At 73.2% G+C, this 12,793-nt stretch carries 12 protein-coding genes and 1 other RNA gene; 6 read left to right on the top strand and 7 right to left on the bottom strand.

Going from position 1 to position 12,793, the window contains the following annotated elements; all coding sequences use genetic code 11:
• From IEZ12_RS37495 to IEZ12_RS01115, 3 genes are all read left to right on the top strand, one after another.
• The coding region (locus IEZ12_RS37495) for a Nif3-like dinuclear metal center hexameric protein (protein WP_229847128.1) at positions 1-298 on the top strand (298 nt) is incomplete at its 5' end.
• A gap of 34 nt (positions 299-332) precedes the next feature.
• Positions 333-1,076: a zinc ribbon domain-containing protein gene (locus IEZ12_RS01120; RefSeq protein WP_043913702.1), complete on the top strand. Its 744-nt coding sequence runs from the start codon at positions 333-335 to the stop codon at positions 1,074-1,076.
• Between the two features lie 5 nt (positions 1,077-1,081).
• Entirely contained in the window at positions 1,082-2,230 is a 1,149-nt protein-coding gene (locus IEZ12_RS01115; RefSeq protein WP_189270328.1) for a bifunctional RNase H/acid phosphatase, read from the top strand.
• 21 nt (positions 2,231-2,251) lie between these two features.
• Here IEZ12_RS01115 and yaaA read toward each other — a convergent pair whose 3' ends face one another.
• Positions 2,252-3,052: a peroxide stress protein YaaA gene (yaaA, locus tag IEZ12_RS01110; protein WP_189270327.1), complete on the bottom strand. Its 801-nt coding sequence runs from the start codon at positions 3,050-3,052 to the stop codon at positions 2,252-2,254.
• A 149-nt stretch (positions 3,053-3,201) separates the two neighbouring features.
• Positions 3,202-3,606: a DUF3995 domain-containing protein gene (locus tag IEZ12_RS01105; protein ID WP_189270326.1), complete on the bottom strand. Its 405-nt coding sequence runs from the start codon at positions 3,604-3,606 to the stop codon at positions 3,202-3,204.
• Between the two features lie 201 nt (positions 3,607-3,807).
• Between IEZ12_RS01105 and IEZ12_RS01100 the strand changes: the two genes are divergently transcribed.
• The 3 genes from IEZ12_RS01100 to rnpB all read left to right on the top strand — a co-directional run bounded on the left by IEZ12_RS01100 (position 3,808) and on the right by rnpB (position 7,183).
• Positions 3,808-5,307: an RNB domain-containing ribonuclease gene (locus tag IEZ12_RS01100; RefSeq protein ID WP_189270325.1), complete on the top strand. Its 1,500-nt coding sequence runs from the start codon at positions 3,808-3,810 to the stop codon at positions 5,305-5,307.
• Entirely contained in the window at positions 5,304-6,767 is a 1,464-nt protein-coding gene (locus IEZ12_RS01095) for an MFS transporter (protein WP_189270324.1), read from the top strand. Before IEZ12_RS01100 ends, IEZ12_RS01095 begins: the two co-directional genes overlap by 4 nt.
• A 13-nt stretch (positions 6,768-6,780) precedes the next feature.
• An RNA gene (gene rnpB, locus IEZ12_RS01090) (RNase P RNA component class A) lies at positions 6,781-7,183 on the top strand.
• A gap of 94 nt (positions 7,184-7,277) precedes the next feature.
• Here rnpB and IEZ12_RS01085 read toward each other — a convergent pair.
• From IEZ12_RS01085 to IEZ12_RS01065, 5 genes are all read right to left on the bottom strand, one after another.
• The gene (locus IEZ12_RS01085; RefSeq protein ID WP_189270323.1) at positions 7,278-8,663 is read right to left on the bottom strand and encodes an ABC transporter substrate-binding protein; all 1,386 of its coding nucleotides are present in this window, start codon (positions 8,661-8,663) and stop codon (positions 7,278-7,280) included.
• A 67-nt stretch (positions 8,664-8,730) separates the two neighbouring features.
• Positions 8,731-9,615, bottom strand: coding sequence for a carbohydrate ABC transporter permease (locus IEZ12_RS01080; protein ID WP_043913695.1), 885 nt, complete (start codon positions 9,613-9,615; stop codon positions 8,731-8,733).
• Positions 9,612-10,523 (bottom strand): carbohydrate ABC transporter permease, encoded by a 912-nt coding sequence (locus IEZ12_RS01075; RefSeq protein WP_043913693.1) that lies wholly within the window; start codon positions 10,521-10,523, stop codon positions 9,612-9,614. The genes IEZ12_RS01080 and IEZ12_RS01075 overlap by 4 nt, the downstream gene beginning before the upstream one ends.
• 296 nt (positions 10,524-10,819) lie before the next feature.
• A complete protein-coding gene (locus IEZ12_RS01070) occupies positions 10,820-11,455 on the bottom strand; it encodes a response regulator (RefSeq protein ID WP_189270322.1) in 636 nt (211 codons plus the stop codon).
• A gap of 60 nt (positions 11,456-11,515) precedes the next feature.
• Complete coding sequence (locus IEZ12_RS01065; protein ID WP_189270321.1) at positions 11,516-12,724, bottom strand: sensor histidine kinase; 1,209 nt, start codon at positions 12,722-12,724, stop codon at positions 11,516-11,518.
• Positions 12,725-12,793: the final 69 nt, after the last annotated feature.

Genomic DNA, 12,793 nt, shown 5'->3' with positions numbered 1-12,793 from the left:
CGGCGGCTCCGGCGACTCCTTCCTCGCCGAGGCCCGCAAGGCCGGCGTGGACGCCTACCTCACCGCCGACCTGCGCCACCACCCCGCGTCCGAGGCCACCGAGGCGGCGCCCGTCGCCCTGGTCGACGCCGCGCACTGGGCCACCGAGTGGCCCTGGCTCACGCTCGCCGCCCGCGAGCTCACCGGCAGATTCACTTCCGGCCGCGCCGACGCCCACGATCGGCCGCTGGAGACCCGCGTCTCCACCCGGGTCACCGACCCGTGGACGGCGCACGCGCCGATGCCGTACACCCCCTGACACCCCGTCGAACCACACACAGGAGCCATCCCGCGTGAACGCCGCGCCCGCCGACCAGATCCGCCTGCTCGACCTGCAGGCCATCGACTCCCGTCTCGACCAGCTGGCCCACCGGCGCCGCACCCTGCCCGAGCACGCCGAGATCGACAAGGCCACCGCCGACCACACCGCCCTCAAGGACCTGGTGGTCGCCGCCCAGGCCCAGCTCGGCGACACCACCCGCGAGCAGACCAAGGCCGAGGCGGACGTCGAGCAGGTCCGTGCCCGGTCCGCCCGCAACCAGCAGCGGATGGACTCCGGCGCGGTCACCTCGCCGAAGGACCTGGAGAACCTCCAGCACGAGAACGCCTCGCTGGCCAAGCGCCAGGGCGACCTGGAGGACGTGGTGCTGGAGGTGATGGAGCGCCTGGAGTCCGCGCAGACCCGGGTCACCGAGCTCACCGCCCGCCTGGAGCACTCCGCCGTGGTGGTCGCCGAGGCCGAGGGCCGCCGCGACGCCAAGTTCGCCGAGATCGACGGCGAGGCGGAGAAGGTCCGCCGCGACCGCGAGGCCGTCGCCAACGTCATCCCCGCCGACCTGATGAAGGCCTACCTGCGCCTGCGCGAGCAGCAGGGCGGCGTCGGCGCGGCCCGCCTGTACCAGCGCCGCTGCGAGGGCTGCCGCACCGAGTTCTCGATCACCGAGTTCAACGCGATCAAGGCCGAGCCCGCCGACAAGGTGCTGCGCTGCGAGAACTGCGGCCGGATCCTGGTCCGCACCGGCGAGTCGGGCGTCTGACCCCGGTGGCCGGAGCCCAGTTCATCGTTCAGGCCGACGGCGGCTCCCGGGGAAACCCGGGGCCGGCCGGCTACGGCGCGGTGGTCCTCGACGCCCGCACCGGCGAGATCCTGGCCGAGGCCGCCGAGTACATCGGGCGGGCGACCAACAACGTCGCCGAGTACAAGGGCCTGATCGCCGGCCTGAAGGCGGCCCGCGAGCTCGACCCGGACGCCCGGATCCTGGTCGAGATGGACTCCAAACTGGTCGTCGAGCAGATGTCCGGCCGCTGGAAGATCAAGCACCCCGACATGCAGCCGCTGGCCGCCGAGGCCCGCGGCATCGCCGCCCGCGGCAACGTCGAGTACAGCTGGATCCCGCGGGAGAAGAACAAGGAGGCCGACCGGCTCGCCAACGAGGCGATGGACGCCGGCAAGCAGGGCCGCCAGTGGGAGCCCGGGCCCCGCGCCGCCGCACCCGCCCCCGCGGTGGACGAGCCGCTGCCCGCCGCACCCGCCCCCCGGGCCGGCTGGGCCGCGCCCGCCGACCTCGGCGCCCCCACCACCCTGGTGATGCTGCGGCACGGCGAGACCCCGCTCACCCCGCTCCGGCGGTTCTCCGGCAGCACCGGCACCGACCCGGGCCTCTCCGAGAAGGGCGTCTGGCAGGCCGAACGCGCTGCCGAGGCGCTCGCCGCCCGCGGCACCGTGCAGGCCGTGGTCTCCTCGCCGATGCTCCGCACCCGGCAGACCGCCGAGGCCGCCGCCCGCCGACTCGGCCTCGACGTGCGGATCGAGGAGGGCCTGCGGGAACTCGACTTCGGCGACTGGGAAGGCCTCACCTACGCCGAGGTGATGGAACGTCACCCCGAGGACCTGACCGCCTTCTTCGGCTCCGCCAAGGCCAAGCCCACCGGCAGCGCCGAGTCGCTCACCAGCCTCGCCCACCGGGCCGGGCAGGCCCGCGACCGGATCCTCGCCCGCTACCCCGGCAAGACCGTCCTGGTGGTCTCGCACGTCAGCCCGATCAAGACCCTGGTGCGACTCGCCCTCGGCGCCCCGCCGGACGCCGTGCACCGGATGGAACTCTCCGCGGCCTCACTGTGCGCCGTCCAGTACTACAGCGACGGCAACGCGTCGCTGCGACTGCTGAACGACACCGCGCACCTGCGCTGACACCCTCGTGGTGGCGGACGGTCAGTGCACGTCCGTCACCACGACGTCCAGCTGCCACGGCTTGCGGGCCGTGCCGCGCGCCGAGACCTCCACCCGGTAGCCGAGCTGCTCCAGCGCGTCCACCAACTCGCCCGGCGAGGACGGCTCCAGGCCCTCCGCCAGCAGGTCGCGCACCAGCCGGCCCTTGGTCGCCTTGTTGAAGTGGCTGACCACGGAACGCTTCAGCACCCCGTCCACCTCGCGCTCCTGCAGCACCCGCATCGTCACCGTCCGGCCCGCCACCTCACCGGACGGCTTCCACGCCGCCGCGTACGCCGAACTGCGCAGATCCAGCACCAGCCCGTCCCCGGCCTCCGCCGGCAGCACGCCGTCCATCGCCGCCCGCCAGTACGCGCCGAGAGCGCCCAGCGGCGGCAGCTTCACCCCCATCGCGCAGCGGTACGGCGGAATCCGGTCGTTGATCCGCACCGCACCCCACAGGCCGGAGAACACCAGCAGCGAACGCTCCGCAAGGGCGTACGCCCGCTCGTCCAGCTTCGCCAGACCCAGGTTGTCGAACAGCACCCCCGTGTACACCTCGCCGGCCGGCCGCGCCCCCGCCGTCAGCAGCCCCGCGTTCTTGGCCACCTCCCCGCGCAACCCCTTGCTCAGCCCCAGCACCTCGGCGGCCCGCTCCTCGTCCCCCGAGCACAGCCCCACCAGCGCCGCCAGCACCTCCTGCCGCGCCGCGCCCAGCCCCGCCAACGAAAGCCCCGCCACCTCGACCGGAACCCCCGCCTCCGGCGCAGCCTTCCCCTCCGACGGCGGCAGCAGAACCAGCACGGCAACACCTTTCAACGACCCACACCGAACCCCGACAACCCTAACGACCTGCGGGCCGGCACCCCGAATCGCGGGTTCGGGCGCGCCTGCTGCGGCCGTTCACAGGTCGTGTGTTGTGTGCCGTGGTCCGCCCGTGTCGGGCCCCGGGGCTACTTTCCGCGGGCGGCGACCACTGCTGCGCCGGTGCCGAGGGCCAGGCAGAGGGGGGCGTAGACGCGGCGGTCGAGGTGGACGAAGGCGGGGGTGCGGTGGGCGAAGGCGAGGGGGCCGACGAGGGCGCGGGTCAGGAGGACGCCGGCGACGGTGGCGGTGCCGGTGGTGCGGAGGCGGCGGGAGCCGATCGCGGGGAGTGCTCCGCCGCGGGCGGCGACCAGGTAGGCGGCGGTGCCGAGCAGGCCGGCGACGCCCAGGCAGGCCTGCGCGGAGGGGAGTTGTTCGGGGGCGACGCCGACCACCAGGTCGGCGAACCGGTCGCGGTCGCGGCACGGCCACGGCGAGCGCGACCAGACCGCGTGCAGTCCGCCCAGCGCGGCCAGTGTGCCCGCGACGGCCACCGCCGTGGCCCGTACCCCGCGGCCGTCCCCGGTCGTGTCCGTCCTGCTTCCGCAGCACCGGCATTCCGCCGCTGCCCCCTGCCGGATGTCCGTCCGACCTGTCACGGCCTGCCCCTTCCCACGGCCAAACCCCGTGCGCCACAACCGGCTTCATGGCCGGTCCGGTGCGTCGACCACGCTACTGCGTCTTACGCTGCGACCATGCCGCGCCGACACTTCAGCGTCCGGGCCGCCCAGACCGCCAGGATCAACACCGAACTCGCCGACCTCAGAAGCCGCTTGGAGATCCGTGCCGACTGGCCGCCGGAGGTGCTCGCGGAGGCCGAGCGGGCCGCCTCGCTGCCGCGGCTGCCGGAGTTCGACGCCACCGATCTCGACCTGTTCACGCTCGACCCGCCGGGCTCCCGCGACCTCGACCAGGCCATGCACCTGGCCCGCCGGGGCAGCGGCTACCGGGTGCACTACGCGATCGCCGACGTGGCGGCCTTCGTCTCCCCGGGCGGTGCGATCGACACCGAGGCCGGCCGCCGCGTCCAGACGCTGTACTTCCCGGACGGGAACGTTCCGCTGCACCCGGCCCGGCTCTCCGAGGGCGCGGCCAGCCTGCTGCCGGGCGAGCTGCGGCCCGCGCTGCTGTGGCAGCTCGACCTGGACGCGGACGGCGCGCTGGTGCTGGCCGACCTGCGCCGCGCCCAGGTCCGCTCGCGTCGGCGCCTCGACTACGCCACCGTCCAGGGCCGGATCGACGCGGGCCGCGCGGACGGGCAGCTGGCCCTGCTCGCCGAGATCGGCCGGCTCCGGGAGGCGCAGGAGCAGGCCCGCGGCGGGGTCAGCCTGCCGATCCCCGAGCAGGAGGTGACGGCCGTGAACGGCGGCTACCGGCTCGGTTACCGCGCGCCGCGCCCGGCCGACGGCTGGAACGCGCAGCTCTCGCTGCTCACCGGGATGGCCGCCGCCGAGCTGATGCTGGACGCCGGGGTCGGTCTGCTGCGCACCCTCCCCGCCGCCCCGGAGTCGGCGTACGCGCGGCTGCGCCGGGTCGCCGCCGCGCTCGACGTGCCGTGGCCGGACGGGCTGCCCTACCCGCAGCTGGTCCGCTCCCTCGACCCGGCCCGCACGGCCGACGCCGCGTTCCTGAACGAGTGCACCGGCCTGTTGCGCGGCGCGGGCTACCACGCGTTCGACACCGCCCGCGGCACCGTCCCGCCCGCCGACCCGGGGCACGCCGCGCTCGCCGCCCCCTACGCGCACTGCACCGCGCCGCTGCGCCGGCTGGGCGACCGGTACGCGTTGGAGATCTGCCTGGCGGTGGCCGGCGGCGTCGAGGTGCCGGGCTGGGTGCGGGACGCGCTGCCGCTGGTGCCCGGGCTGCTGGAGGGCGGTGACCGCCGGGCGCACGAGGTGGAGCGGGCCTGCGTGGACCTGGTGGAGGCGGAGCTGCTGCGCGGCCGGGAGGGCGAGGACTTCCCGGCGGTGGTGATCGACGTGGACGAGCGCCGGCCCACCGTCGGCACGGTGCAGCTGCGCCGGCCGGCGGTGGTCGCCAAGTGCGACGCGGCGGACCGGCTGCCGCTGGGCCGCCGGGTGACCGTCCGGCTCACGCTCGCCGACCCGGTCACCCGGACCGTCCGGTTCGCGCTGGTGCCTGGCGCACAACCGCCTTCGAATGCGGCCGGAGCCGGTGCGATGATCGGGGAATGAGCCGATCGATCGCTGTCACCGACCGCCGTCACCGGCTTCTCGTCCTGGCCATCTGCTGTCTGAGCCTGTTCATCGTGGGCCTGGACAACACGGTGGTGAACATCGCGCTGCCCGCAATCCAGCACGACCTGGGCGCGTCCGCCTCCGGCCTGCAGTGGGTGATCGACGCCTACACGCTGGTGCTGGCCTCGCTGCTGATGCTCTCCGGCTCGGTCGCCGACCGGATCGGCCGCAAGCGGGTGTTCCAGACCGGGCTGGTGCTGTTCGTGCTCGGCTCGCTGCTGTGCAGCCTGGCCCCGGGCCTGGGCTGGCTGATCGCGTTCCGCGCGGTGCAGGCGGTCGGCGGGTCGATGCTCAACCCGGTGGCGATGTCGATCATCACCAACACCTTCACCGACCGGAGGGAGCGGGCGCAGGCGATCGGCGTGTGGGGCGGCGTGATCGGCGTCAGCATGGCGCTCGGGCCGCTGATCGGCGGGTTCCTGGTGGACAGCGCCGGCTGGCCGTCGATCTTCCTGATCAACATTCCGGTCGGGCTGGCGGCTTTCGTGCTGACGTACCGCCACGTCCCGGAGTCCCGGTCGCCGCGGCCCCGCCGGCTGGACCCGGTCGGGCAACTGCTGATGGTGCTGCTGCTGGGCTGTGGCACCACCGTGATCATCGAGGGGCCCGGCCGCGGCTGGACCTCGCCGGTCATCCTGGCGCCGGCCGCCGTCGCGCTGGTCGCGCTGCTGGTGTTCCCGTTCTGGGAGCGGCGGGTGCCGGACCCGCTGATCGACCCGCGGTTCTTCCGCAGCGCCCCGTTCACCGGCGCCACCGTCACCGCCGTGTGCGCGTTCGCCGCGCTGGCCGGCTTCCTGTTCCTGAACACCCTGTACCTGCAGAACGTGCGCCACTACAGCCCGGTGGTGGCGGGCCTGTGGACGCTGCCGATGGCCGGGCTGACGCTGCTGACCGCCCCGCTGTCCGGCCGGATCGTCGGCAGCCGGGGCCCGCGCCTGCCGCTGCTGGTGGCCGGTGCGGCGATCGCCGCCAGCGGGGTGCTGCTGACCGGGCTGACGGCCGACTCCTCGGCGTTCCTGCTGCTGCCCGCGTACGCGCTGTTCGGCCTGGGCTTCGGCATGGTGAACGCGCCGATCACCAACTCGGCGGTCTCCGGCATGCCGCTGGCGCAGGCCGGGGTGGCCGCCGCGGTGGCCTCCACCAGTCGGCAGGTCGGCCAGTCGCTGGGCGTCGCGGTGATCGGCACGGTGGTGGCCGGCGCGGTCGCCTCGGCCGGCGACTTCGCGGCGGCCTCGCACACCGGCTGGTGGATCATCGCCGGCCTGGGCCTGACGGTGTTCGCCCTCGGCCTGGTCACCACCACCCGGTGGGCGGCCGGGACGGCGGCCCTGGTGGCGGCCCGCTTCGACCGGGTGCCGGGCGGCGTACGGGGACCGTCCGTGGAGCGGCTACCATGACCATTACGGCGGACGAGCCGGCCGGGCGGTCGCGTCGGGTCCCTTCTGGGGGCCCGCCGAGGAACGTCCGGGCTCCACAGAGCAGGGTGGTGGGCAACACCCACCCGGGGTGACCCGCGGGACAGTGCCACAGAAAACAGACCGCCCACCGCTTCGGCGGCGGGTAAGGGTGAAACGGTGGTGTAAGAGACCACCAGCGACCGAGGTGACTCGGCCGGCTAGGTAAACCCCACTCGGAGCAAGGTCAAGATCGACACCCTCGGGTGTCGTGCGCGGATGTTCGAGGGCTGCTCGCCCGAATTCGCGGGTAGACCGCACGAGGCTGTCGGCAACGGCAGCCCTAGATGGATGGCCGCCTCCCCGGGCCGCGCAAGCAACCCGGGAGACAGAACCCGGCGTACAGGCCGACTCGTCCGCCGCCTTTCACTTTCCGCGCCCGAGGGCGCGGATCGCTCTCGTGCCGAAGGGCCCGGCTGCCGTACGGCAGCCGGGCCCTTCGACGTCAGCGGGTCAGCCCACCGAGCTGTTGTAGCTCTCGATGGCGGGCTGGAGCTCCTTGGCGGCGTCGGTCAGCGCCTGCTGGGCGGTCTTGGTGCCCGCGATGGTCTGTTCGATCGCGGTCTCCACGCCCTTGCGGGCCTGCGGCATGACGCCGAGCGCGCAGCCGGCGGTGGCCTGGGTGGGCTTGGTGCCCTTCAGCTGGTCGATCGCGGTCCGGAACTGCGGGTACTTGGCGACCCACTCCTTGTCGGCGGGCAGCTCCAGGGCCTTGGAGTTGACCGGGAAGTAGCCGGTGCCGGTGTGCCAGACGGCCTGCTGCTCGGGGGCGGTGAGGAACTTCTCGAACTCCCAGGAGGCGCGCTTCTGGGCGTCGGAGTGGCCGGGGCCGGAGATCCACAGCGAGGCGCCGCCGATGACCGGGCCGCCCTGGTCGCCGGCGGCGGTCTTCGGGAACGGCGCGGTGCCGACGGTGAACTTGGCGGCCTCGGTGTAGCCGCGCAGCACGCCGGTGGACTCCAGGTGCATGGCGACCGTGCCGGCCTTGAACGCGGCCTGCGCGTCCGGGGTCTGCCGGCCGGTGTTGGCCGCGTAGCCGCCCTTGACCAGGTCGGCCCACCACTGGACGATCTCGGCGCCCTTGGCGGAGTCGAAGGTGACCTTGCCGGCCTTGCCGGAGCGGCCGTTGTCGGAGTCGCAGTACAGCGCGCCGTTCTCGGCCAGCAGCTGCTCGACGAACCAGCCGTAGATGGCCGCGCCGAAGCCGTACCGGACGGTCTTGCCGCTGTCGTCCTTCTTGGTCAACTTCTGCGCCATCTCGCCGAGTTCGGCGAGCGTCGTCGGCGGCTTGGCCGGGTCGAGGCCGGCCTCCTTGAAGGCGTCGTCGTTCAGGTACAGCAGCGGCATCGACGAGTTGAACGGCATCGACTGCAGCTTGCCGCCGAAGGTGTAGTAGTTGCGGATGTTCGCCTGCAGGTCGTCCAGCGAGTAGCCGTCCTTGTCGGCGAAGGCCTGCGCCGGGACGATCTGCTTGGAGTCGACCATGAAGCGGCTGCCGATGTCGTAGACCTGCACCACCGCGGGCGTGGCCTTCTGCTGCACCGAGGCCTTGTACTTGGCGATCAGGTCGTCGTAGGTGCCCTGGAACAGCGGCTTGACCTCGATCTTGCCCTGGTGCGCGGCGTTGAACTGGTTCACCAGCGCGGTCAGCGCGTCGGCGTTCTTGCCGGTCATCGAGTGCCAGAACTCGACGGTGGTCACGCCGGACGCCTGGTCCAGCGCGGAGGCGGCCGGGGCGCCGGAGTCGTCGGAGGAGCCGCCGGAGCCGCTCGAACTGCAGGCGGTCAGGGCCAGGCCGGACACCAGCAGTGCGGCGAGCGCGCGGGCACTTCTCTTCACGGGTTCTCTCTCTTCTGCGAGGGTGGGTACCGGGAGCGGTGTTTCGTACGAGGGAGGTGATCCGCCGTCAGCGGACCGCGCCCGCAGTCAGACCGCGGACGATGAACCGCTGGCCGAACAGCACCAGCGCCAGCGTGGGCAGCAGCGACAGCACCACGCCGGCCAGGATCAGACCGGGATCGGCCATCTCGGAGTCCCGCAGCGAGGACAGACCGATCTGCAGGGTCTGCATGTTGGCGGTGCGGGTGATGATCAGCGGCCAGAAGTACTGGTTCCAGGAGGACAGGAACACGTAGATGGCGAGCGCGGCCAGGGCCGGCTTGTTCAGCGGCACCAGGATCCGCCACAGGAAGCGCCAGTGGCCCGCCCCGTCGATCCGGGCGGCGTCCCGCAGCTCGCCCGGGAACTGACGGAACGACTGCCGCAGCATGAACGTCCCGAACCCGGACGCCAGGAACGGCAGCACCAGGCCGAAGTAGGTGTTCCCCAGCCCCCAGCCGGACAGCGTCAGGTAGTTGGGGATGATGATGGCCTCCCACGGCACCATCAGGGTGGCCAGGAACAGGCCGAACACCACGGACCGCCCGCGCATCGGCAGGAACACGAAGGCGTACGCGGCGAGCACCGAGGTGAACAGCTGCGCCACCGTGATCAGGCCCGCCACCAGCATCGAGTTGCCGTACTGGCGCACCAGCGGGATGGCGTGCACGGCGCCGGAGAAGTTGTCCCCGGTGACCGAGTGCGGGACCATCGCCGGCGGGTAGCTGGCGATCTCGTCCGGGCGCATGAAGGCGCCGGCGAAGACGTAGTAGACCGGGAAGACGACCGTCAGCACGGCCACGGCCAGTACCGCGTAGACCCCGGCGCGGCCCAGCAGGGAGCGGAGGTGCAGCGGCCGGCGGGCGGCGCGGGCGGGGTCGGCGACGGCGGGCGTCTTGGCGAGGGTGGTCATGCGTAGTGCACCTTCCGCTCCAGGACTCCGAACTGCACGGCCGTGCAGCACAGCACGACCACCATCAGCACCACGGCCTGCGCGCTGGCGGTGCCGAAGTCGCTGGAGCCGTAGGCGAACGCCTTCTCGTAGACGGAGTACACCAGGGTGCGGGTGGCGCCGTCCGGGCCGCCCTTGGTGAGGATGTGGATCTGGCCGAAGCTCTGCAGCGCGTTCACGGTGGAGATCACCACCAGGAAGAACAGGCTGGGGCCGAGCATCGGCACGGTGATCGACCGGGCCAGCCGCAGGCCGGACGCGCCGTCCAGCCGGGCGGCCTCGGTGATCTCGCCCGGGATCGAGCCGATGCCCGCGGAGAGCACCAGCACGTTGTAGCCGAGGTTCATCCAGATCGTGGAGATCGCGATGGAGACCAGCGCGTACTGGGAGTCCGTCAGCCAGCCCACCGGGCCCAGGCCGACGTGCGACAGCAGCCCGTTGAGCACCCCGCTGGCGGGGTTGTAGAAGACCGAGAAGACCACCGAGGCGCTCGCCACCGAGAACGCGAACGGCAGCGCGAAGGCGGACCGCAGCAGTCGGACGCCGCGGATCCGGCTCTCCATCAGCAGCACCAGCAGCAGCGCCCCGAGCACCCCGGGGACCACCGTGAACAGTACGAACAGCCCGGTGGTGACCAGGGTGCGGCCGAAGTCGGCGGAAGCGAACAGGTCGGTGTAGTGCTTCATCCCGACGAACCGGGAGGGCGCGCCGAACAGGTCGTTGGCGTGCGCGCTCAGGTAGAAGGTGCGCCCCAGCGGATACAGGATGAAGAGGGCGAAGACCACTACCGAGGGCAGCAGGAACGCCCAGGCGAGCCCGTGCTCGCCGAGACGGCGCCGCGGCTCGGGTGGGCTTGATGCGGTCGGCATGGTGCGCGTCCGCCTTTCATGACGTTGGTTCCGGCCAAACCGTTTCGTCCTCGGACGACGGGTCGGCGAGGAGAGGGTGAGCGGAGGGTTGCGCGCATGTTGCGCGTTCGCGTCACATCTGCCGTGCCGGGCGCCGCCACACCCGCTCCAGCCAGTTCTGCGTTCTCCGGGGCCGATGTCCCGTCAGGTCTACCGGCCGGTAGGAATACTGACTTCTGCTCACTGTGCGTGGCAAGGCTTCGGACGCGTCCGATCGATCTTCAGTTGTCCGGGGGGTGGGCCGTCGCCCGGTTCGGTCAGCGCAGCAGGCGGCGCTCCTTGGCGATCGCGACCGCGCCGGAGCGGGTGTCCACGCCGAGCTTGGCGTAGATCCGGCCGAGGTGGGTCTTCACGGTCGCCTCGCTGATGAACAGCGCCCGGGCGATCTCCCGGTTGCCCAGGCCGTGGCCGAGCTGGTCGAGGATGTCCTGTTCACGGTCGGTGAGTTGGGGCAGGGGGGAGCGCATCCGGGCCATCACCCGGGACGCCACCGGCGGGGACAGCGCCGGCCGGCCCGCCGCGGCCGAGCGGATCGCGGCGAACAGCTCGGCCGGGCGCTCCGCCTTCAGCAGGTAGCCCGTCGCGCCCGCGTTGATGGCCCGGCTGATGTCGGCGTCGGTGTCGAAGGTGGTCAGCACCAGCACGTGGCTGTCGCCCGGCCCGGCCAGGATCCGCCGGGTGGCCTCCACCCCGTCCATCCCGTCGCCGAGTTGAAGGTCCATCAGCACCACGTCGGGCTGCAGGCGGGCGGTCAGCGCCACGGCCTCCTCGCCGGTGCTGGCCTCGCCGACCACCTCGATCGCGCCGTCGCTGGAGAGCAGCGCCAGCAGCCCGGCCCGGACCATCGCGTGGTCGTCGCAGATGAGCAGTCTGACCCGGTCGTTGTCGTTCATGGACCCTCCTGCGGCGGCGGTGCGGTGGTGCGGCATAGTGCGGGGCGGGGCGGCGTGCTGTCAGCGGACCTCCGGTGGGCTCTCCAGCGGGACGGCCGCCGAGACCACGGTGCCGTCGCCCGGGGCCGACTCGACGGTGAGCGTGCCACCCAACTGTCTCAGGCGGGCCCGCATCGCCGGCAGCCCGTGGCCGCGCCCGCCGCCCGGGACGGCCGGGTCGCGCCCGCCGGGGCCGCCGGGGCCGCCGAGGGACGGCGTGAAGCCGCGGCCGTCGTCCGCAACGTCGAGCACCGCCTGGTCGCCCAGGTAGGAGAGCGTGATCGAGGCGCGGTGGGCCCGGGCGTGCTCCCGGACGTTGGCCAGCGCGCCCTGGGCGATCCGCAGCAGCGCGGACTGCGCGGCGGCCGGCATCGGCACCGGGCTGCCGTCCAGCTGGAAGCGGACCGGCAGGCCGCTCTCCGCCGCCTCCCGCTCGGCCAGGGCGGCCAGCGCGGCCTCCAGGGTGCCCTGCTCGGCGAGGTCGGCCGGGGCGAGGTCGTGCACGAAGCGGCGGGCCTCGGTGAGGTTCCGGGCGGTGATCGCGGCGGCCGTCCGGACGTGGCCGCGGGCGGCTGCCGTGTCCTGCTCCCAGGCGAGTTCGGCGGCCTGCAGGAGCATCTGCTGGCTGGACAGGCCCTGGGCGAGGGTGTCGTGGATCTCGACGGACAGCCGCTCGCGCTCGGACAGCGCGCCCTGGCGGCGCTCCACCGCGGCCAGCTCCCGCCGGGCCCGGATCAGGTCGACGATCAGCTTCCGCTGCCGGGCGCCCTGCCGCTGCATGTACAGGAACACCGCGGTGGCCAGCGCGGCGACCGCCGGCGGCAGCAGCACCAGCGTCGGATCGGCGCCCGGCAGCCGGGCCTGGGCCACCATGACCAGCGCGGTGAGCACCGTCACCAGCGGGATCGCCGCCCGGGGCGGGAACGCCCGCAGCACCGTGTACACCAGCGGGACGGCGCACCAGGCGAAGCTCGGCGCCATCAGCACCAGCACCGCCCACGAGCCCAGCACCGCCGCCAGCCAGGCCGGCCGGCGCTCGGAGAGGCCGGACAGGTGGCCTGCGGCGAGGGCGAGGCTCAGCGCGATCACCCACGGCGTCAGCGGGCTGGCGAGGTGGTGCGTCAGGTAGCGCGTCAGCGAGGTGCCGAGCAGCAGGACGAAGACCAGCCGCATGACGGCGGAGAGCCAGCCGGCGTCCGGGTCGGCCGCCCGGGACAGGGGGTGGCGCATCAGGGCCGGCCTCCTTTCGCCTGCGGTCGGCGCCCGCCGGCGGGTGCCGGCACTTGGATGGTGCCCGCG

It is taken from the genome of Kitasatospora griseola (genome assembly GCF_014648555.1).
GTDB classification, from domain to species: Bacteria; Actinomycetota; Actinomycetes; order Streptomycetales; family Streptomycetaceae; genus Kitasatospora; species Kitasatospora griseola.
This window is presented reverse-complemented; position numbering and strand designations above follow the sequence as displayed.